20 protein-coding genes are annotated in these 19,197 nt (G+C 63.9%); 7 read left to right on the top strand and 13 right to left on the bottom strand.

Features of this window, described 5'->3' with window-relative positions:
• Nucleotides 1-222: 222 nt before the first annotated feature.
• The 4 genes from NKJ06_RS28450 to leuD all read right to left on the bottom strand — a co-directional run bounded on the left by NKJ06_RS28450 (nt 223) and on the right by leuD (nt 2,882).
• Nucleotides 223-573, bottom strand: coding sequence for a VOC family protein (locus tag NKJ06_RS28450; RefSeq protein WP_352632166.1), 351 nt, complete (start codon nt 571-573; stop codon nt 223-225).
• An 11-nt stretch (nt 574-584) separates the two neighbouring features.
• On the bottom strand, nt 585-968 hold the full coding sequence (locus NKJ06_RS28445; RefSeq protein WP_352632164.1) for a RidA family protein: 384 nt from the start codon (nt 966-968) through the stop codon (nt 585-587).
• A gap of 310 nt (nt 969-1,278) precedes the next feature.
• The gene (locus NKJ06_RS28440; RefSeq protein ID WP_352632162.1) at nt 1,279-2,202 is read right to left on the bottom strand and encodes an Ivy family c-type lysozyme inhibitor; all 924 of its coding nucleotides are present in this window, start codon (nt 2,200-2,202) and stop codon (nt 1,279-1,281) included.
• A gap of 74 nt (nt 2,203-2,276) precedes the next feature.
• Entirely contained in the window at nt 2,277-2,882 is a 606-nt protein-coding gene (gene leuD / locus NKJ06_RS28435) for a 3-isopropylmalate dehydratase small subunit (RefSeq protein ID WP_352632160.1), read from the bottom strand.
• Nucleotides 2,883-3,092: 210 nt separating this feature from the next.
• Here leuD and NKJ06_RS28430 point away from each other — a divergent pair, with 210 nt between their 5' ends.
• The gene (locus NKJ06_RS28430; RefSeq protein WP_352632159.1) at nt 3,093-3,518 is read left to right on the top strand and encodes a GNAT family N-acetyltransferase; all 426 of its coding nucleotides are present in this window, start codon (nt 3,093-3,095) and stop codon (nt 3,516-3,518) included.
• Between the two features lie 234 nt (nt 3,519-3,752).
• Here the strand turns inward: NKJ06_RS28430 and NKJ06_RS28425 are convergent, their stop codons facing one another.
• Genes NKJ06_RS28425 through NKJ06_RS28400 form a run of 6 tightly spaced genes read right to left on the bottom strand, consistent with a single transcriptional unit; the run spans nt 3,753 to nt 8,937 of the window.
• The gene (locus NKJ06_RS28425) at nt 3,753-4,919 is read right to left on the bottom strand and encodes an NAD(P)/FAD-dependent oxidoreductase (protein WP_352632157.1); all 1,167 of its coding nucleotides are present in this window, start codon (nt 4,917-4,919) and stop codon (nt 3,753-3,755) included.
• Between the two features lie 28 nt (nt 4,920-4,947).
• Nucleotides 4,948-6,546, bottom strand: coding sequence for an ATP-binding protein (locus NKJ06_RS28420; RefSeq protein ID WP_352632155.1), 1,599 nt, complete (start codon nt 6,544-6,546; stop codon nt 4,948-4,950).
• On the bottom strand, nt 6,537-7,229 hold the full coding sequence (locus tag NKJ06_RS28415; protein WP_352811429.1) for a response regulator: 693 nt from the start codon (nt 7,227-7,229) through the stop codon (nt 6,537-6,539). The genes NKJ06_RS28420 and NKJ06_RS28415 overlap by 10 nt, the downstream gene beginning before the upstream one ends.
• The gene (locus tag NKJ06_RS28410; protein WP_352811433.1) at nt 7,178-8,386 is read right to left on the bottom strand and encodes a DUF4153 domain-containing protein; all 1,209 of its coding nucleotides are present in this window, start codon (nt 8,384-8,386) and stop codon (nt 7,178-7,180) included. Before NKJ06_RS28410 ends, NKJ06_RS28415 begins: the two co-directional genes overlap by 52 nt.
• A 48-nt stretch (nt 8,387-8,434) precedes the next feature.
• The gene (locus NKJ06_RS28405; RefSeq protein WP_352632152.1) at nt 8,435-8,773 is read right to left on the bottom strand and encodes a hypothetical protein; all 339 of its coding nucleotides are present in this window, start codon (nt 8,771-8,773) and stop codon (nt 8,435-8,437) included.
• Nucleotides 8,770-8,937, bottom strand: coding sequence for a hypothetical protein (locus NKJ06_RS28400; protein ID WP_352632150.1), 168 nt, complete (start codon nt 8,935-8,937; stop codon nt 8,770-8,772). Before NKJ06_RS28400 ends, NKJ06_RS28405 begins: the two co-directional genes overlap by 4 nt.
• Before the next feature lie 327 nt (nt 8,938-9,264).
• Between NKJ06_RS28400 and NKJ06_RS28395 the strand changes: the two genes are divergently transcribed.
• Nucleotides 9,265-10,158: an HpcH/HpaI aldolase/citrate lyase family protein gene (locus NKJ06_RS28395; protein WP_352632148.1), complete on the top strand. Its 894-nt coding sequence runs from the start codon at nt 9,265-9,267 to the stop codon at nt 10,156-10,158.
• Nucleotides 10,159-10,203: 45 nt separating this feature from the next.
• Entirely contained in the window at nt 10,204-10,410 is a 207-nt protein-coding gene (locus NKJ06_RS28390; protein WP_352632146.1) for a DUF1737 domain-containing protein, read from the top strand.
• Here NKJ06_RS28390 and NKJ06_RS28385 read toward each other — a convergent pair.
• A complete protein-coding gene (locus tag NKJ06_RS28385) occupies nt 10,397-11,083 on the bottom strand; it encodes a hypothetical protein (protein WP_352632144.1) in 687 nt (228 codons plus the stop codon). The genes NKJ06_RS28390 and NKJ06_RS28385 overlap by 14 nt on opposite strands.
• A gap of 170 nt (nt 11,084-11,253) precedes the next feature.
• Between NKJ06_RS28385 and NKJ06_RS28380 the strand changes: the two genes are divergently transcribed.
• Nucleotides 11,254-11,943, top strand: a complete 690-nt coding sequence (locus NKJ06_RS28380) for a TetR/AcrR family transcriptional regulator (RefSeq protein ID WP_352632142.1) — start codon at nt 11,254-11,256, stop codon at nt 11,941-11,943.
• A gap of 122 nt (nt 11,944-12,065) precedes the next feature.
• Here the strand turns inward: NKJ06_RS28380 and NKJ06_RS28375 are convergent, their stop codons facing one another.
• Both NKJ06_RS28375 and NKJ06_RS28370 read right to left on the bottom strand, forming a co-directional pair.
• Nucleotides 12,066-12,347 (bottom strand): helix-turn-helix domain-containing protein, encoded by a 282-nt coding sequence (locus tag NKJ06_RS28375; protein ID WP_352632140.1) that lies wholly within the window; start codon nt 12,345-12,347, stop codon nt 12,066-12,068.
• A gap of 239 nt (nt 12,348-12,586) precedes the next feature.
• Entirely contained in the window at nt 12,587-13,009 is a 423-nt protein-coding gene (locus tag NKJ06_RS28370; protein WP_023763026.1) for a metallopeptidase family protein, read from the bottom strand.
• Between the two features lie 185 nt (nt 13,010-13,194).
• On the opposite strand from NKJ06_RS28370, the gene NKJ06_RS28365 reads away from it, so the two are divergent.
• From NKJ06_RS28365 to NKJ06_RS28355, 3 genes are read left to right on the top strand one after another with little or no spacing between them, the layout of a single operon-like run.
• The gene (locus NKJ06_RS28365) at nt 13,195-14,256 is read left to right on the top strand and encodes an ImuA family protein (RefSeq protein WP_352632139.1); all 1,062 of its coding nucleotides are present in this window, start codon (nt 13,195-13,197) and stop codon (nt 14,254-14,256) included.
• Nucleotides 14,198-15,676, top strand: a complete 1,479-nt coding sequence (locus NKJ06_RS28360) for a DUF6504 family protein (RefSeq protein ID WP_352811424.1) — start codon at nt 14,198-14,200, stop codon at nt 15,674-15,676. Before NKJ06_RS28365 ends, NKJ06_RS28360 begins: the two co-directional genes overlap by 59 nt.
• Nucleotides 15,673-19,026: an error-prone DNA polymerase gene (locus NKJ06_RS28355; protein ID WP_352811421.1), complete on the top strand. Its 3,354-nt coding sequence runs from the start codon at nt 15,673-15,675 to the stop codon at nt 19,024-19,026. The genes NKJ06_RS28360 and NKJ06_RS28355 overlap by 4 nt, the downstream gene beginning before the upstream one ends.
• The last annotated feature ends 171 nt before the right edge of the window (nt 19,027-19,197 follow it).

The following is a 19,197-nucleotide window of genomic DNA, read 5'->3' as shown; positions in this document are numbered from 1 at the left end:
CCCCCCCCCCCCCGCCCCCACCCCCGCGGGTGGCCGCCCCCCCCCACCGGGGGGGGGGGTGGGGCCCCCGCCGCGCCCGGAGAGGGGGCTTTCGTAGGGCGCTGGCTTAGCACGCGGCAATCGCTGGTCTGGCTACCGTAGCGCCAGTCCCCCTCTCCGTCTCGGCTTCGCCGAGCCACCTCTCCCCCACTCACGTGGGGGCGAGGAACCCGAGCTAAACCATCACCTGTGCGAGAGAATGTTGACCAGCCGGCCGAACGGATCGCGGACATAGAAGCGCCGCACGCCCCAGGGCTCGTCGGCCGGTCCGTATTCGATGGCAAAGCCGGCGGCACTCATGGCATCGAGCGCCGCATCGACATCGTCGACCTCGATCGACAGATCCGGCACGGGCGTACCGGAGCCGCCTTGCGCCATGAAGCTGACCTGCACCTGCATCTTTTCATCAGAACCGTAAGTGGCGATCCAGCCAAGATCCATCAGCACGTCGAGGTTGAGCACGTCCTGGTAGAAGCGCTTCGCCGCCGCGACATCCGATGTCGCGATGTTGGCAACGATACGCCGGACTTTCATCTGCCCGCCTTTCATGCCGTGCGCCGCAGCGCGGTGACTTCGATCTCGATCTTCATTTCGGGTCTGTTGAGTTGGCAGACGATCATCGTCGCCGCAGGCCTGATGTCGCCGAACGTCTCGCCGAGGATCGGGAAGACGATGTCCACGAAGGCCTGGTCGGTGATGTAGTAATGCGCCCGCACCACATCGGCCATCTCGAAGCCGCCGTCATGCAGCGCCTTGCCGATCGTCGCCAGGCAATTGCGCGTCTGCGCTTCCACCGTCTCCGGCATCGTCATCGTCGCATAGTCGTAGCCGGTCGTTCCGGACACGAAACACCAGTCGCCCTGCACCACCGCGCGCGAATAGCCGGCGGTCTTTTCGAACGGCGAGCCGGTGGAGATCAGTTTTCGCATGAGGGTTCCTCGCAGGTCAGTGCGGCCATTCTGCAGGCAAGATGCCGGTTCGGCCATGGGCCAACGCAGAGGGATCGGCAGTGCAAACTCGATGCCGGCGGGACAGCACCCCCCTCTGGCCTGCCGGCCATCTCCCCCGCAAGGAGGGAGATTGGCAGCTTTGACGAACCGCCATTCTTGCAACGTTGAAAGATTTGCGAAAGTCGTGGTGACGGCCGCTCTCCCCCCTTGCGGGGGAGATGCCCGGCAGGGCAGAGGGGGGTGTGAAGGATCGCGGCGTAACAATCTTTAGTTCACCACCGACAAATGCCTAATTCGCCGACCCCAGCGCCTTGTCCAGCGCCTCCTTCACATCGGCCGGCCATGTCGTCAGCGGCGGCCAGGCGTTCGGCTCGCCATTGTCGCCGCGGCGGGCGAAATAGAGTTTGTGCTTGGCCGGGTCGACCGCCATGAAGCCGTCATTGCCGCCGCAGTCATGCGGCACGCAGCCGCTGGCGTAGAAGGCGCCCGACGCTGTCTTTTCCGTGCCGCCGCCGACCAGCAGGCTGGTCGCCATGTCGGGCATGTCCTTGCCCAGCAGCTTTTCAGCTTCCTTGTAGACAGCCTCGTTGTGGAAGGCGTCGATGATGTTCTGGTACTTTTCCGGATCGATGTCCTTCCAGTCCGTGCCGGGTTCCGGCATGTAGCTCAGATTGCCTGAAATCGTCAGCCCGTCGGTCGGCGACCATTGCAAAGCCGGCTTCTGATCCCCTGGCAACAGATAGGGCACGAAATAGATGGCGTTGTCGGACACCGCCGATGGCGGCGCGCCGCAATCGTCCTGCTCGACTGTGGTGCTCTGGATGGTGCCGCCTTCCGGCTTCCAGACGATCACTGTCGCCGGCCCGCATTGGTTGCCGCCATCGCCGACATCGAACAGCGCCACCTTGACGCCGCCGACCTCGACTATTCTGTCGAAGAAGACATCATAGTTGGTGGCCAACTGCTTGCCGTCGAAGGCAAGCACCTTCTCCCCGTCTTGTTCCGGTTGGGTGATGGTCAGCTGGCCGCCCTCGAATGGCACGGGCGCTTGGCTGTCGTCATCGGAAGCGTCGGCGGCGTCCGTTCCCTGGTCGGTGGCAGGCTTTTCGGCCGCCGGTGCCGGCGCGGCGGGCGTCTGTGTCTGGGCGTGGCTCACGGCAGTCAGCAGAAGAAACGTCAGCCCGCAAGTGCCGGCAAGAAGCGAACGAGTCATGACTGTCCCTTCACTCAGTCGCAACGAACCCGGCTTGAAAGCCGCCGGGGCCTATCTCTCCCGGAGCGTGCCGCTCAGGCCCACGGGCGCTGTTCGGCGTTCTTCTTCTCGAACGAAGCGATGGCGCCGGCCTTTTCCATGGTCAGGCCGATGTCGTCGAGCCCGTTGAGCAGGCAGTGCCTCTTGAAGTCGTCGAGGTCGAACGTGACCACGCCGCCATCCGGACCGCGGATTTCCTTGGCTTCCAAGTCGACCGACACCGTGGCGTTGGAGCCGCGCGACGCGTCGTCCATCAGCTTCTCGAGATCCTCGGGGCTGACGGTGATCGGCAGGATGCCGTTCTTGAAGCAGTTGTTGTAGAAGATGTCGGCGAACGAGGTCGAGATGACGCAGCGAATGCCGAAGTCGAGCAAGGCCCACGGCGCGTGTTCACGCGACGAGCCGCAGCCGAAATTGTCGCCGGCGACTAGGATCTGCGCCTTGCGATAGGCCGGCTTGTTGAGCACGAAATCCGCGTTTTCCGAACCATCGTCATTGTAGCGCATTTCGGCGAACAGGCCGGTGCCGAGCCCGGTGCGCTTGATCGTCTTCAGATAATCCTTGGGGATGATCATGTCGGTGTCGACATTGACGATCGGCATCGGAGCGGCGACGCCGGTGAGCTTGGTGAATTTTTCCATGGCTTTTGCCCGTGTTTTCGTTGCGGGGGAATTTGCTGACGCCGGTTTACACAAAGCCGGCAGCAAATAAAAGGCAATCGTTTGTGCGCGGTGGCGCAAGCCATAATGCATATCACTCAAAGGTGGCCCCGGTTTTGGGAGAACGATATGCATAGAACTATGCGCGAAAACGGCTTCGAATTCGCCGTCCGATAGTGCAGTCTGTCGGCCATGGCAGAAAACGCACACGTCCTCTATGCACGCGAAGCCGCGCTCGACATCGCCGAATTCCGTCGCGTGCTGGTGGAATCCGGCCTTGGCGAAACGCGCCCTGTCGATGACGACGCTCGCCTGCAGACGATGCTTTCAGGCGCAAACCTGGTCCTGACCGCACGTCTCGACGTGGAGGGCAAGCCACTGATCGGCGTGGCCCGCGCGCTCACCGATTTTTCCTGGGTCTGCTACATCTCCGAGCTCGCCGTTTCCCAATCGGCGCAGGGGCTCGGCATCGGCAAGGGCCTGATGGACGAGGCGCGCCGGCAACTCGGTCCGTCCGTCGCCATCAGCCTGATCTCCATGCCCGACGCCGTCGGCTTCTACGAACGCATCGGCATGAAGCGCATGGCGGATGCATTCTGGTTCAGCCGCAAGGGCTGACTGCGGCCACTTGACTTGCAACACTCAGCGGGACAGCACCCCCCTCTGGCCTGCCGGCCATCTCCCCGCAAGGGGGGAGATTGGCAACTTCGACGCTCCGCTCATTCTTGCCACGCTGGAGATTGGCGAAAGCGGTTGAGCGCGTAATCTCCCTCCTTGCGGGGGAGATGGCCGGCAGGCCAGAGGGGGGTGGGCGGGAACTCGACAGAACCGCTTATTCTGCGACGCCCCCGCTCAAATCACATTCAATTCCCGAAACGCCCGCCCTTCTGCGACCCGGCCGTACCCAAACGCCGAGCAGTCCACCGTGCGATAACCCCCGTGCACGATCAGTTCGGCCAGCGCCTTGCCGACCGCTGGCGCCTGCTGCAGGCCGTGGCCGGAGAACCCGTTGGCGAACAGGAAATTGCCGACCTCGGAATGCGGGCCGATGACCGCGTTCTGGTCGAGTGTGTTGTAATCGTAGTGGCCGGCCCAGGCGCGCGTCGGCTTGATCGCTTCGAAAGCCGGAATGCGGGTCGCCAGCACCGGCCAGATCACCTCTTCGAACAATGGCCAGTCGACCTCGAAATCCCCGGGGGGGGCTGGGCCGTCGCCCTCTTCCGGTTCGGCACCGCCGGTGAGATAGACCGAGCCTTCCGGGCGTACATAGATGCCGGAGGGATCGACCAGCAGCGGCATGTCGGCGTATTTCTCGCGCGCCTCGAAGACGAAGACGTTGCGCTTGCGAGGCTCGACCGGCAGCACGAGACCGGCCATGGCAGCGACCTTGCCGGCGTTCGGCCCGGCGGCGTTGACGACGGTGCCGGCCTCCAGCGTCTGGCCATTGTCGAGGCTGACGCTGGTAACGCGGTTGCCGTCGCGCGCAATATCGGTGACATCGGCGGTGATGAAATCGATCTTCTTGTCGCGCAGCGCCTTGCGGAACAGCATCAGCATCGCATGCGCGTCGAACCAGCCCTCGCCGCTGCGGCCATAGGCGCCGGCAGTGATGCCCTCGGCCGACAGCCACGGGAAACGGCGCACCAGCTGCTCCGCATCCTCAAGAACGATGTCTGCGCCCTCGGCCATCTGCGCCTCGTGATTGCTCTTGAGGATCGGCAAGCCGTTCTCGCCGGCCAGGATGAGATAGCCGCCTTCGCGGAAACCGATATCGGCGTCAGCCCCGAACTCTTCCTTCAGCCGCCTGAACAGTTTTAGCGTGAACTGCGACAGGCGGATGTTTTCCGGGATCGAGAATTGCTGGCGGATCGAGGCCAAGGACAGCGTCGTTGCCGCGTGGGCAAATTGCGGATCGCGCTCGATCAAGGCGATCGAGCCGGAAAACCCTTCCTCGCGCAGATAATAGGCGACCGAGGATCCGACGATGGCCCCGCCGATGATGACGATGTCGTAGCGCACTTTTTTCTCCGATCCTTTGCCCGCGTCCTCACGCGACCGGCAAAATGATCTCGAAGCGCGTGCCGCGCTCGGAGTCAACCAGCGCGATCATACCATCATGCGCTTTCAGGAGGGCCAGAACGATGCCGAGGCCCATGCCGGTGCCGCCCGAATCGCGGCGCGTGGTGAAGAACGGCTCGAAGATGCGCGCCCGGTTGCTGGGTGAAATGCCGGCTCCGTCGTCGTTGAGCAGCACCGTCGCCTTGCCGCTGGCACTTGCGGCCGTGATTGAAACCTGCGTCGCGCCGTGCCTGGCCGAATTGTCGATGAGATTGGCCAGCACGATTGCCGCGTTCTCAGCCGATATACGCAAGCCGACCTCGCCCCCAGCCTCGACGCAAACCGTCAGCCTGTTATCGACGGGAAGCAACGCCAGCGCCGCGCCGATCGAGGTGCTTTCGCCGCTCGGCGCAAGATTTTCGGCGCGCGCGAGGTCAAGCAGGCGCCGCACCAGCAGATTGAGCCGTCCCGCATCGGTGACGATATTGTTGGAAAAGCGCCGCCGCTCCGTATCGTCCATGGCGCTACCTGAATCGCGCAGCAGCTCGGCCGCGCCTTGGATCGCCGTCAGCGGCGATTTGAGCTCGTGCGAGACATGGGTGGCAAAAGTCTGGATAGAGTCCGAGCGCGCCTGCAGCTTTTCGGCCATGTCGAGGAAGGCGGCGGACAGCTCCGCCATCTCGTATGTGCCGTGGTGGTCGAGCGGCCGCATCGCCGCGCGGTCGCCGGCGGCGATGCGCTCGGTGCGGTCGATCAGCGCATAGATCGGCCGGCTGACGGTGCGCAGGAAGACCAGGCCGATGAGCAGCGTGCCGCCGAGGATGGCGATCGCCGCCAACGTCACCTTGCCGCGCTCGCCATAGAGATGTTTGATGATGTTGTTGGGCGTCCGCGACACATAGACCACGCCAGCGACCTGGCCATCGACGGCCACCGGCAAAGCGACGAAGACACGCACCTTGGTGCCGCGGCTGACCGAATAGAGCGGTGGCGCCGGCTGGTCGGGGATGCGCAGCCTGAGCGCACTGGCGTAGCGGCCGGCGAGTGCCTCGCGCACCTCCTCGACCGCGCCAAGCGACTGGCCGATCTCGCCGCGCCCGGCGATGACGACGCCTGTGGGATCGAGCAATCGGAAACCGGCCAGCGTGGTTTTCTGGGTGGCGTCGAGGATACCGGACAGGCGCGTTCCGATCGCGGCGAAGGCGGGATCGGCTGTGCCTGGCATGGCCGCTGGCCGGGTCGGAAGCACATAATCCGAAGCGAGATCGAGTTGCGGCTCGATCGGCCTGTACAGATCCGGATTGGCGCTACGGCTCGCATTCCCACCCGCCTGCGGCATCGGTGCACCGAGTTTTTGCGGCGGGATGCCGGCATCGCGCACGTCCTGCGCATAGATGGCGGCAATGGCCGCGCCTTGCGCGATCAGCTCCGCTTCGGTCTGGCGGATCAGCTGGTTCTCGTATAGGCGGAAGAAGAACAGGCCCACCAGCGGCAAGGCCATCACCATGATCAGGATGGCGACGACGACCGTGGCGAGGCGAGGCCGCCATTTGCGGCCGATCCATTTTCGCGAAGTCGTCAGCCGCATCGGCCGAGCCGGAAGCCGACGCCATGCACGGTCTCGATGACATCCAGGCAACCCACTTCTGCCAGCTTGGCGCGGATGTTGCGGATATGGCTGTCAACGGTGCGGCCGGCGACATGGATGTTGGCGGCATAGGCACTTGCCATCACCGCATCGCGGTCGAGCACATGCTTCGGCCGCGCCAAAAACCCTTTCAGGATCGAGAATTCTATCCCCGTCAGCGACAGCGGCCTACCGTCGAAGCTAGCCTCGTGGCTGGCCGGCGCCAAAGCGAGTTTGCCCTGCGCGAACTGCCGGTCGTCGGCCGGTTCGGGCGCCGCCGGGCGGGCGCGCCGCAGGATGACGTTGACGCGGGCGACCAGTTCGCGCGGGCTGAACGGTTTTGTCACATAGTCGTCGCCGCCCATTTCGAGCCCAAGGATGCGGTCGATCTCCTCATCCCGCGCGGACAGAAACAGCACTGGCACATCGGATGTGTGCCGCAGCCGCCGGCAGACCTCCAGCCCGTCCATCTCCGGCATGCCGATGTCGAGCACGACGAGATCGGGTGCCCGCCGTCCGATCGCCTGCAGGGCGGCGGCACCGTCGGCGACCGCCTGCGTCTTCATGCCAGCCTTTTCCAGCGCGAAGCAGATCACCTCGCGGATATGCGGATCATCGTCGGCGACGAGGATATGGTGCGGCATCGATCAGCGGCCCGGCAGGTAAGGTTCGATACGGTGAGGAACCACGAACGGCCCCTTGCTGTCGAGATACCCGAGCAGCCGCCAGTCGCGAAAGCTCCAGGCCCGCCAGTTCTGCTGGAGGGTGCGATACCAGCCTTCGTCGCTGCCGCGCCGCCCCGCCAGTTCGCGAACAACTGGATGTTGACGGCAGCCGTCCGGCTCTGATGATCGAGAAAACGATCGAGGGCCGGAAATGCGCCCGGGCCGAGCGAGCGCACATACCAGGCGTCGAGGGGAATGCCCTGGCCGGTCATTTCAAAGGAACGGTCGACATTGTAATTGGCAATCAGCGCGGCGAAATTAATGAAACAGCCGGCATAAAGCGTCAGAGATAACGTCAGAAGATTGGCGGACAGCAGCCATTCGATGGATTTTCCCAGCGCGATGCGGGCGATGATCAGCGCAAGGCCGGATACCACCAGCCCCATCCAGACGAAGGCGGCGACCCGCCAGTAGGTCAGCGCATAGATGCCGATATAAAGGTCAAGCCGCAGGATCGACGAGATGACCAGCATGATGTTCTGCGCCACCCAGGCATAGACCAGCCGGCGGATGAGCGGATCGGCCGCGGTCTCGCTTCCTGGCCTGAGCGCCGCAAGGACAAAACCGGCGGCAAGCAGCGCGGTGACGATCAGCGTATAGGCGCCGCGATGCGCGTAAGACGCGTAGCTCAGCCCGTCGGGAAGAGCTGCCCCGCCCCACAGATAGGTGGCGTCGAGCCCGGTCTGCAGCGCAAACAGCAAGTTGAAGACAATAAGCGCGCGAAGGATGGCTGCCTTGCCGAACAGGATGTCCTCGATGGTGGTGACGGTTTTCTCGGCTTGAGCGTTGACCGCCGCCGCGCGCGGGATGCGGCGAACCAGGCGCGGCACCCGTGGCCGCAGAAAAGCCCAGACGCCGACGAGCACGAACAGCCAGAAGGCACTCCGCGTGAACTGGATGAGATCGAGCAGTTTCAAAAGGTCGATCAGCGATAGCCAGTAGTCGATGACCGGGTTGGCGGCGCCGAACAGCGCCAGGAAGACCGCGCCCAGCGTCAGTGGCATCCCCCAGACGGCGATCGCCGCCAGGCGGACGCGGCGCCGGCCGAACCGCCGCGCTGTCTTGCGCCAGCGGATGAAGTCGTTGGCGAAACGGAACGGCGCCGCCAGCAGGAACAGTGCGACCTAGCCGGCAATGCGGGCGATGCGGTGACGCAGCCGCCCGCTCAGCGAAAGCGCGAAAACGATCAAGGTCGCCAGCGCGATCGACACTGAGAGGGCGCTGACATTCTCGGCCAGCGGCAGCAGCGCGACAAGCAAGGCGATGGGCTTGAGCCAGATCCTGCCGTCGCTGAAGGCCGCTGGGTGCACGGCGACGATCGCGGCGGCAATCAGGAGGGCGAACAGGAAAACCGTGATACCGGCGGGTTGGCCGTAGAACAGAAAATCCGCCAATGCGACCAGCAGGATGGCGACACCGAAGCGGCTGCAATAGCGCGGCGCGGCGGCGAACAGCGATGTCATGATCTGGTTTTCCTGACGGCTTCCAGCCGGATTGCCGGCGGGCTCTTGCGGGCGAAGGGGATGAGGATCGCTGAAGGGTTCGCGCGCGGCGGATCGGCCAGCCACCAGCCCTCGCAGCGCAGTCGGTAAGGCACGGACCAATAGGGTTTTGCTCGCTTTTGCATGCCGCCTGTCTCGCAGGACGGCGGGGAGACGGTGCGGCGGATGCGAGGAGGTTTTCCGCAAGCGTGTGCAGTTTTCGTGCAGGGCCAAAGCTGCCAATCTCCCCCCTTGTGGGGGAGATGCCCGGCAGGGCAGAGGGGGGCGTGAAGGAACGCCAACCTCGGTCACTGAGCGACCGCTGAGAGCGGCCTGAGGGCACATTACAATCAATGAGAGGTCGGCAGGACAGCGCCCCCCTCTGTCTTGCCGGACATCTCCCCCACGAGGGGGGAGATCGAGCCTTCATCCGCGTGCTTGCCTCGACCAACCACACGCGGCATAGATTTGAGATGACCGAAACCTATCGCCCGCGCCGCTCGGTGCTCTACGTCCCGGCCTCCAACGACAAGGCGCTAGCCAAGATCGCGCAGCTTCCCTGCGACGCAATCATCATCGACCTCGAAGACGCCGTCGCACCGGCCGACAAGATTGCCGCCCGCGAAAAACTGGCGGGCATTTTGGCCAAACGTCCGGTTGCCAACGATATTGGCCGCCGCTGCGAGATGATCGTGCGCGTCAACGCGCTGTCCAGCGAATGGGGCGCCGACGATCTGCTTGCCATGGCCAAATGCGAGCCTGACGGCCTCCTGCTGCCCAAGGTCGACAGGCCGCGCGACATTCTGGAAGTGGGCGACGTGCTCGACGACAATTTTGCTCCCGATGCGGTGAAACTATGGGCGATGATCGAGACGCCCAAGGCCATGCTCAACATCGGCGCCATTGCCGAGCTTGGCCGCGATCCGGCCTCGCGGCTTGACTGTTTCGTTGCCGGAACGAATGATCTGGTCAAGGAGACCGGCGTGCTGGTCACACCTGACCGGCGCTATCTCGTGCCCTGGCTGATGCAGATGCTGCTGGCCGCGCGCGCCGGCGGCCTCGACATGCTCGACGGCGTCTCCAACGATTTCCGCGATCTCGACGTCTTTGCCCGCGAATGCGCGGAAGCCGCCGCCAGGGGGTTCGACGGCAAAACGCTTATCCACCCTGCCCAGATCGAAGCCGCCAATCGAGCCTTTGCACCGTCGCCCGAGGCGGTGGCCGAGGCGCGCTCGGTGAAAGAAGCCTTCGCGCTTTCCGAAAATGCCGGCAAAGGGGTGATTGCGCTGAACGGAAGAATGATCGAGCGGCTGCACCTGGCGCAGGCCGAAAAATTGCTGGCGAAGGCAGCCGCCATCGGCGCATGATATCAGCCCTGTGCTTGCAGGCTACTCACGACAGGAACCAACCCGATGAAACTCTACCGCTTTCTGACCGGCCCGGACGACGCCAGCTTTTGCCACAAGGTGACGGCGGCGCTGAACAAGGGCTGGCACCTGTTCGGCTCGCCGACCTATGCCTTCGACAAGAAGGCCAAGACCATGTGCTGCGGCCAGGCCGTCGTGAAAGATATCGACGGGCAGGAATACGGGCCGGACACCAAGCTCAGCGACTGGTAGCCGGCGCTCGCATCCACAGCCACCCGGCCAGCCAGGCGATCGCTGCCGCAAGCGTCACCAAGCCCAGGTCAAGAGCCAATTCCGGCACGAACGCCCGGAGCGCGATAGGCGCCGCGCCAATGAAATAGAGAGCGAGTGGAATGCGCGGCACACCTCTTGCAACGACAAGAGAGATTACAAACGCCAGCGTCCCAACCAGAAAAAGAACTGAACTGAGGACCAGAGCCAGTCCGAGAGGACCGGCGCGCAGCTCGATGATGGTCGTCAACGGAAGCTTCGAAAATACGAGATTGATCACCACTTCCACACCGACCAAACTTGCCAATGCAACGAAGTTGATGACAAACCCGATCGTGCCGAACAGGCCCGCGCGCCGGCCAAACGCAAGAAACAGGCCTACGACAAGACCAAGCGCCAATATCTCGGCGATTGGCGCAAGAAGTTGCGTCAGATCGGTGGTCGCGATGAGCGCGCTGCGTTTGGCCGCGTTGACAAGAAGAATAAGCGCGCTCCCCACCCCGGCGACGGCGGCAAGCCGATAAAGCGTAGCGCTGGGCACAGCCGCGCTCGACTGGACAGCCGTGGAATTCTCCTTGTGCTGAGGTTCTTCAGCTGAACCGTGAAGCGAAATGAGCGATTGCGGACGGCAGGGTTCGGCGGTTGTGGCGAGCATGTTCGTCTCCTCATCTGGAAAAACGGCAGCCGCGAAGACCGCAGGCCTGTTCCGATCCCATTCGTAATCACCGCTTACATTCTCCTGCCGGGGTTGTAAACGGTGATTACATAAATTGCGGAATCATGCTATGGACGCGTGAAGCAGTTCTACGGAACAAAGGGAAAGAGATGGCAGAAGCCAAGACGCCTCGCCGCACCAGCTACCACCATGGCAATTTGCGGGACACGTTGATCGATGCTGCAATTCGACTTGTCGAGGAAGGCGGCCCCGACAATGTGAGCGTGCGTGAAGCCGCAAAGCGGGCCGGCGTTTCCCCCGGCGCGCCTTTCCGGCATTTTCAATCGAAAACGGCGCTACTGACCGCGGTCGCCGAACAGGCCATGAGCCGGCTGACAGAGGCCGTCGCCAATGCACTTTCAGAAGTCGACAGCGCGGATCCCATCGTGGCCTTCGAAGCAATCGGACAAGGCTATCTGGAATGGGCGATTGCCAATCCCACGCATTTCCAGGTCATTAGTTCCCGAACGCTGATTGATTTCGACGCCTCGGACAGTCTTCGGGGTCAGAATGAAGCCATTCGCCGAAAAATGATCGACCTGCTGACCCAGGCGCAACAACAGGGTCGGTTGGCCGCGAATAATACGGACTTCGATCATCTGGTTCTTGCCGCTCGTGCATTTGTCTATGGCTTGGCACGAATGGTGGTCGATGGTCATTTTGCGCAGTGGCATCCGTCCGAGCCGCCATCGCTCGCCCTGCGCAAGGCGCTGCATCTTTTCATCAGCCGGATGACCAACCTGTCTGAAGCGAAACCTCAGAGGCCCTTGCCGCCGCTGAGTTCTGGACCGACTCGATAGGAATGGACAATGACGTCCTTTTCGTTGATGCGGTGGCCAACCAATGGGCGGGGTGGAACATGCCTACCTGCGGCAAGTGGCTCAATGCTCGCTGACTATAGCACTGCAAACCCCACCACTGATCAGGCAGCCTCGGCGATATCAAGACGCACTGTAAGTCCGGCCTGTGCGGCAAGGTTGATCAACGTGTCCAGACTGAAATTCGCGATCCTGCCCCGCAGGAGGTCGCTAAGGCGTGGCCGGGTGATTCCGAGCCGGTTGGCTGCTTCGGCCTGGGTAACGTTCCAGCTCCGCACCCGCTGTTCAATCGCGATCAGCAAGTTGGAGCGCATAGTCATATTGGCGGCCTCGGCCGGAGTATCTTCCAGCGCGTCCCACACGTTTTCAAAGCTCTGACGTTCCATCGTCACGCCTCCCTTCGTCATCCTAGGGCGTAGCAGTCGCAAAGCGACTGCGGAGACCCTAGGATCCATGCCGTTACCTCCGCCGAGGGGCATAGCGGATCAGGATTCTCGCCGAACCGGATGGTAAGCTTTCAGTCCTGCACCGACGGAGCACTGTACCAACATCACGGCATGGATCCTAGGGTCTGCGCTGCGTCGCTCCGCTCCTTGCTCCGCCCTAGGATGACGAAGGTGTGGGGCTACTCCGCCGCCTCTTCGATCTTCTCCATATCATCGTCCGACAGGCCAAAATGGTGGCCGATCTCGTGGATCAGCACGTGGGTGACGATGTCGCCCAGCGTTTCCTCGTTCTCGGACCAGTAGTCGAGGATGGCGCGGCGGTAGAGCGTGATGCGGTTCGGGCCTTCGCCGGTCTGCGGATTCCAGCGCTCGGCGATGCCGCGTCCTTCGAACAGGCCGAGCAGGTCGAAGGGCGTTTCCAGCGACAGATCGTCCATGATCTCGTCGGTCGGGAACTCGGCGATCTGGATGACGATCTCGCCGGTCAGCTTGCGAAAATCCTCCGGCAGATGGGCATAGGCCTCCAGCGCCAGGAACTCCATTTCGTCCATCGAGGGCGAGAGTTCGTCGTGCCAGGTGCGGGTCTTGTAGATGCGAGCCATGCTTTGTCCTTTGATCCCGGGCATATAGGCTTTCGCGCAGGACTCGGCAAATGACTGGCGGCCGCACGCCTCGGACAAACCCACACGACAGGAATAAATTCCCCATGACTCAGCTTGACTCTTGGGAGGCTCTCTGGAATCTATAAGAACATAACAGGAACAATTGTGAGTGGAAGCTGACCGTCATGGCGATGACCGCCGTGGCGCGGGAAACTGTTTTTGCCCTGCGCCGCCAGATCGCGAAAATCGAGGGAACGCTGCCGGAGCGCCTGCAGGCGCCGGCCGCAGCGACCCCTGATGCTGACGCCAGCACGGGTGTCACGCCCAATACCGATCTCACAATCGTCCGCCGTGGCGTTGCCGCGGCTTTGCCGGATGCGTACCTGCCCATCGGCGTCGGGCGGCTCGATGCCGCTTTGAGCGGCGGCCTGCCGAAGGCAGCCTTGAGCGAAATCCATGGCACGCAAACCCGCGATGCCGGGGCTGTCGCCGGCTTCGCTCTGTCGCTCACCAGCCTGATCCTCAAGCGGACGCCAGAGCTGCCGGTGCTGTGGATCGGCACCACGGAAATCTTCCGCGAAGCCGGCTTTCCCTACGCCAGGGGGCTTCATGCCTCGTTCGGCATCCAGCCGGAACAATTGCTGTTTTCCGAGGCGCCCCGACTTGTCGATGCGCTGTGGGTCGCCGAGGAGGCTGCCCGGATGACGGCACTCGCCGCCGTCATCTTGGAAATTCGCGGCAATCCGCGGCGGCTGGACCTGACCGCGACGCGCCGGCTGCATGCGCGGGCTCAAGGTGCAGGCCGGCCGGTGTTCCTGCTGCGGCAGGCGGCCGAGCCCGAGCCGACGGCGGCCCCCGTCCGGCTCATCGTCTCGTCGGCGCCGGCGGTACCGCGCGACACCATCGCCGGGCCGCTCGCCGGCTCGATCGGCCACCCGGCCTTCACCCTCACCATCGGCAAGAGCCGCACGGCCTTGCCTGGACAATTCACACTGGAGTGGAACCCCGATGAACGCGCATTCGACGAAAGAACGAGCGACGAAGGAAGGGGCGAGGAAAGAGAGCGGGCAAAGAATCCTGTCCCTGTGGTTTCCCTATCTGGCCGTGGAAAGGATCCTGCGGCAGCGTCTGGGGCGGTCCTGGCGTTCCCGGCCGTCGGATCACCTGCCGCCATCTCACCCACCGCTCGTGATCAGCCATCGCGACCGCAACGCGCAGCGCATCTCGGCCCTCGACGAGCGGGCTGAAGCATTGCACCTGAAGCGCGACATGGGCATTGCCGATGCGCGCGCCATGCATCCGTCGATCGACATCGTCGAGGCCGATCCGGAGGCCGACCGGCGTCTGCTCGAAGGTCTTGCCGACTGGTGCGACCGCTACACACCGCTGGTGGCGCTGGACGGGGCAGACGGCCTGTTTCTCGACGTCACCGGCTGCACCCACCTGTTCGGCGGCGAACGCGCCATGCTCGACGACATCCTGTCGCGCTTTTTCCATCAGGGTTTCGACGTCCGCGCCGGGCTTGCCGCGACACCGGGAGCAACCTGGGCAGCGGCACGGTTTGCCGGTGACCGCATCGTCGATGGCGGCGAGGAGGAAGCGCTGCTGGCACCCCTGCCGCTGGCCGCACTGCGCATCGAGCCGGCAACCCGCGCCAGCCTGGAAAGCGTCGGCCTGCGCACGGCGGGCGCCGTCATGGCGGCACCGCGCGCGCCGCTCGCCCGCCGCTTCGGCGCCCTGCTGCTCCTGCGCCTCGACCAGGCGCTTGGCCGCCTCGACGAGGCGGTGTCGCCGCGCCTTCCCGTCGCGCCGCTTTCGGTCGAACGCCATCTGGCCGAGCCCGTCACCTTGACCGACGACATCGAACGGCTGGTTGGCATGCTGGCGGCGACCTTGAAGACCGATCTCGAGCGTCGCGGCGAGGGCGCCAGGACACTGGCGCTGCTGCTCTTCCGGGTCGATGGCGCCGTTAGCCGCATCGCTCTCGGCACCTCGCGGCCGCTGCGCGAACCCCGACTGATCCAGAAATTGTTCCATGAGCGACTGGCTGCGCTCGAACAGGATATCGATGCCGGCTACGGCTTCGATCTGGTGCGGCTCTCGGTGCTGACATCAGCCGCTTTCGACATGCAGCAGGCCGATCTTGCCGGCGAGGTGATAGACGACGGCGCCGATATCGCGCTGTTCGCCGACCGCATCCGTGCCCGGCTCGGCGAAAGCGCGGTCCTGCAACCGGTTGCCGTCGAGAGCCATCTGCCGGAGCGCGCCGTCGCCACGATCCCCTTCACTGAAGCCCCGCGCCGGACCACGCCGCCGAAAAGGCCGGACAGGCTGCAAGCGCCGATGACTATCTTTCCGCCGGAACGGCCGATCCGGCTGTTCCGCTCGCCCGAACCCATCGACGTGCCGGCCACCGAAATGCCGGAAGGACCGCCGCTGAACTTCCGCTGGCGCCGCGCACTCTACCGGGTGACGCGGGCCGAGGGGCCGGAACGCATCGCGGCGGAATGGTGGCGCGAGGCGCCGAGCGACGAGGCGGCATCGACGCGCGACTATTTCCGTATCGAGGATGCCGACGGACGCCGCTACTGGCTCTATAGGCAAGGCCTTTACGGCGGCGCCTCGCAGGTGCCGCCGCGCTGGTTCCTGCATGGTGTCTTCGCATGAACGCGCTGACCGTCATCCCCTATGCCGAGTTCGGCATCCAGTCGAATTTCTCCTTCCTGCGCGGCGCCTCCAAGCCGGAGGAGCTGGTGGTCGCCGCCAAGCTTCTCGGCTTCTCCGCGATCGGGCTTGCCGACCGCAACACGGTGGCCGGCGTGGTGCGTGCCTGGCAGCAGGCCAAGGTGGAAAAGCTTTCCTACCATCCCGGCTGCCGGCTGGTTTTCGGCGACGGTACGCCGGACATTCTCGCCTATCCCAGGGATCGCAAGGGCTGGGGGCATCTGTGCCGCATGCTGACCCAGGCCAATCTGCGCGAGGAGAACGAAAAAGGCGCCACCCTTCTCCAGCGCGACGACCTGCTCGAATGGGGCGACCTCCTGTCGCTGGCGGCCCTGCCCGATCTGTCGGCGGGGGCGCAAAACAGTCTCGCCTTGCTTCGAGACCTCAAGCATCGTTTCGGTCGGAACCTGCGGCTTGGCGTTTCGCCTGACTATGCCGGCAATGACCGTTTCCGGATCGAGCAGGTGGCGGCGTTTGCCGAGAGTGCCGGCATCCCGCTGATGGCGACCAACGACGTTCTCTACCACACGGCCGAACGGCGCCCGCTGCAGGACGTGCTGACCGCGATCCGCCTCAACACACCCGTCGCCGAGGTCGGGCTGCAACTGGCCGCCAATGCCGAGCGCCATCTGAAGCCGCCAATGGAGATGGCGCGCCTGTTCCGCAGGCATCCGCAGGCGCTGGCCGAGACCTTGCGGTTTGCGCAGGAGCTGACTTTTTCGTTGAGCGACCTCCAGTACAATTACCCCGACGAGCCGACGGAATCGGGTCTCGGGCCGCAGGCCGAGCTGGAAAGGCTGGCGCGAGAGGGGGCTGCCGAGCGTTATCCCGCAGGTGTGCCCGCTTCGGTGACCAAGCGCATCGCGGAAGAGCTCGCTCTGATCGAGCGCCTCAACTACGCCCGCTATTTCCTGACCGTCTACGACATCGTCAAGTTTGCCCGCAGCCAGGACATTCTCTGCCAGGGGCGCGGCTCGGCCGCCAATTCGATCGTCTGCTTCTGCATCGGCATCACCGAAGTCGGGCCGGACAGGATCGACACGCTTTTCGAGCGCTTCATCTCCGAGGAGAGGAACGAGCCGCCGGATATCGATGTCGATTTCGAGCATGAGCGACGCGAAGAGGTGATGCAGTACATCTATACGAAGTACAGCACCAAGCGCACCGCACTGGCCGCCGCCGTCATCAGCTACCGCGGCCGTTCGGCGCTGCGCGAAGTCTCCAAGGCAATGGGCCTGTCGGAGGATGTCAGGGGGTCATTGTCCGGTTCGATCTGGGGCTGGTCGACCTCGGAACTCGGCGAGAAGGAAGCTCGCGCCGGCGGCCTCGACCGCACCGATCCGGTGTCGCAGCATGTATTGGAACGCGCCAACGAGATCATGGGTTTTCCCCGCCACCTGTCGCAGCATGTCGGCGGCTTCGTCATCACCAGGGACCGGCTCGACGAGATCGTGCCCATCGTCAAGACGGCGATGGACGAGCGCAAGATGGTCGAATGGGACAAGGACGATCTCGACGCGGTGAAGATCCTGAAAGTGGACGTGCTGGCGCTTGGCATGCTGACCTGCCTGAAACGCGCCTTCACCTTGCTGGAGGAGCACTATCCCAATGCACGGGATAAATATGGCCGGCCCTATGTGCTGGCCACGTTGCCGCCCGAGGATAGAAATGTCTACGACATGATCTGCCGCGCCGACACGCTCGGCGTCTTCCAGATTGAATCCCGCGCCCAGATGTCGATGCTGCCGCGTCTCCGGCCACGCGAATTCTACGACCTCGTCATCGAGGTGGCGATCGTCCGGCCGGGCCCGATCCAGGGCGACATGGTCCACCCCTATCTGCGCCGTCGACAGGGCAAGGAGAAGGCCGAGTATCAGAAGGCGGAATTGAAGGAGATTCTCGGCAAGACGCTGGGCGTACCGCTGTTCCAGGAACAGGCGATGAAAATCGCCATCGTCGCCGGCGGTTTCCGGCCGGGCGAGGCCGATGAACTGCGCCGCGCCATGGCCACCTTCAAACGCACCGGCACGATCGGCAATTATCGCCGGCGTATGATCGACGGCATGGTTGGCAAGGGATACACCAAGGACTTCGCCGAGCGCTGCTTCAAGCAGATCGAGGGCTTTGGCGAATACGGCTTTCCCGAAAGCCACGCCGCCTCCTTCGCGCTGCTGGTCTATGCCTCCTGCTGGTTCAAGACCTTCTATCCCGACGTGTTCTGCGCCGCGATCCTGAATTCGCAGCCGATGGGATTTTACCAGCCGGCCCAGCTGGTGCGCGACGCGCGCGACCATGGCGTCGACATTCGCGACGTCGACGTCAATTTCTCGGTCTGGGACTGCACGCTGGAGAAAGCGCCTTTCGATCCGGCCCGCATCCTCGCGCGCCATGCCGAGATGCGCGGCGTCATCGAGACGGATCATGCACTGCGGCTCGGCTTCAGGCAGATCAAGGGCCTGTCCAAGGAGCGCATGGATCTGTTCGTCGACCGGCGCGGCGACGGCTATATGTCCGTCAGGGACGTCTGGCTGCGCTCCGGTCTCGATGTCGACGAGATCGAGAGGCTGGCGCAAGCCGATGCCTTCCGTTCGCTTGGTCTTGATCGTCGCGAAGCCTTGTGGGCGGTGCGCGCGCTCGACGGCAAGAGCGCCGCCGAAAGGCTGCCGCTGTTCGACCAACCGGCGCTCCGCCTGCGCGAGCTGGAGCCCGAGACGAAGCTACCGAAAATGCCGCTCGGCGAGCATGTCATCCACGACTACCGCTCGCTCGGCCTGTCGCTGAAGGCGCATCCGGTCGCCTTCCTGCGCGAGCGGCTCGACCGCGCCGGCGTCACGCCCAATGCGAACCTTCCCAACGTGCGCGACGGCAGACGGGTCTCCGTCGCCGGGCTTGTGCTGGTACGGCAGCGCCCCGGCAAGGGCAACGCGATCTTCCTGACGCTGGAAGACGACAAGGCGGTGGCCAACGTCATTTTCTGGCAAAGAACCTTCGACCGTTACCGGCCGATCGTCATGGGCGCTCGGTTCGTTCGGGTCACCGGGAAATTGCAGTCGGAATCGGGTGTGGTCCACATCGTTGCAGAAAAGGTCGAGGACCTGACGCCTTGGCTGACCGTGCTTCTGGAGAAAGTCAGCGAGGCTGGATCGGCGGTCGCCGCTCCTCAGGAACGCACTGCCAAAAGTCCGGATCGCGACAGTCGATCCACAATCCGGAGCGCACCGATCCGACAGGATCTCGCGGCATTATCGGGAGAGGCGGAACAAGTCATGCCCAAGGGGCGCAATTTTCAGTAGTGGCAAAAAACTTCGATGTCAGCGGGACAGCACCCCCCTCTGGCCTGCCGGCCATCTCCCCCGCAAGGGGGGAGATTGGCAGTTCGTGCGTGCCGCCAGCCTTCAGACGTTGGAGATTGGTGAAGGCCGATGCGACATCCAATCTCCCCCCTTGCGGGGGAGATTGGATGT

The organism is Mesorhizobium sp. M0293 (genome assembly GCF_040321735.1).
Taxonomy (GTDB): domain Bacteria; phylum Pseudomonadota; class Alphaproteobacteria; order Rhizobiales; family Rhizobiaceae; genus Mesorhizobium.
The sequence above is the reverse complement of the archived record's forward strand: the minus strand, read 5'-3'. Positions and strand labels throughout refer to the sequence as shown.

Coding starts and splice junctions, on each gene's coding strand:
- NKJ06_RS28450 (WP_352632166.1), bottom strand. CDS start 573: ATGAAAGTCCGGCGTATCGTTGCCAACATCGCGACATCGGATGTCGCG.
- NKJ06_RS28445 (WP_352632164.1), bottom strand. CDS start 968: ATGCGAAAACTGATCTCCACCGGCTCGCCGTTCGAAAAGACCGCCGGC.
- NKJ06_RS28440 (WP_352632162.1), bottom strand. CDS start 2,202: ATGACTCGTTCGCTTCTTGCCGGCACTTGCGGGCTGACGTTTCTTCTG.
- leuD (WP_352632160.1), bottom strand. CDS start 2,882: ATGGAAAAATTCACCAAGCTCACCGGCGTCGCCGCTCCGATGCCGATC.
- NKJ06_RS28430 (WP_352632159.1), top strand. CDS start 3,093: ATGGCAGAAAACGCACACGTCCTCTATGCACGCGAAGCCGCGCTCGAC.
- NKJ06_RS28420 (WP_352632155.1), bottom strand. CDS start 6,546: ATGCGGCTGACGACTTCGCGAAAATGGATCGGCCGCAAATGGCGGCCT.
- NKJ06_RS28415 (WP_352811429.1), bottom strand. CDS start 7,229: ATGCCGCACCATATCCTCGTCGCCGACGATGATCCGCATATCCGCGAG.
- NKJ06_RS28405 (WP_352632152.1), bottom strand. CDS start 8,773: ATGACATCGCTGTTCGCCGCCGCGCCGCGCTATTGCAGCCGCTTCGGT.
- NKJ06_RS28400 (WP_352632150.1), bottom strand. CDS start 8,937: ATGCAAAAGCGAGCAAAACCCTATTGGTCCGTGCCTTACCGACTGCGC.
- NKJ06_RS28395 (WP_352632148.1), top strand. CDS start 9,265: ATGACCGAAACCTATCGCCCGCGCCGCTCGGTGCTCTACGTCCCGGCC.
- NKJ06_RS28390 (WP_352632146.1), top strand. CDS start 10,204: ATGAAACTCTACCGCTTTCTGACCGGCCCGGACGACGCCAGCTTTTGC.
- NKJ06_RS28385 (WP_352632144.1), bottom strand. CDS start 11,083: ATGCTCGCCACAACCGCCGAACCCTGCCGTCCGCAATCGCTCATTTCG.
- NKJ06_RS28380 (WP_352632142.1), top strand. CDS start 11,254: ATGGCAGAAGCCAAGACGCCTCGCCGCACCAGCTACCACCATGGCAAT.
- NKJ06_RS28375 (WP_352632140.1), bottom strand. CDS start 12,347: ATGGAACGTCAGAGCTTTGAAAACGTGTGGGACGCGCTGGAAGATACT.
- NKJ06_RS28370 (WP_023763026.1), bottom strand. CDS start 13,009: ATGGCTCGCATCTACAAGACCCGCACCTGGCACGACGAACTCTCGCCC.
- NKJ06_RS28365 (WP_352632139.1), top strand. CDS start 13,195: ATGGCGATGACCGCCGTGGCGCGGGAAACTGTTTTTGCCCTGCGCCGC.
- NKJ06_RS28355 (WP_352811421.1), top strand. CDS start 15,673: ATGAACGCGCTGACCGTCATCCCCTATGCCGAGTTCGGCATCCAGTCG.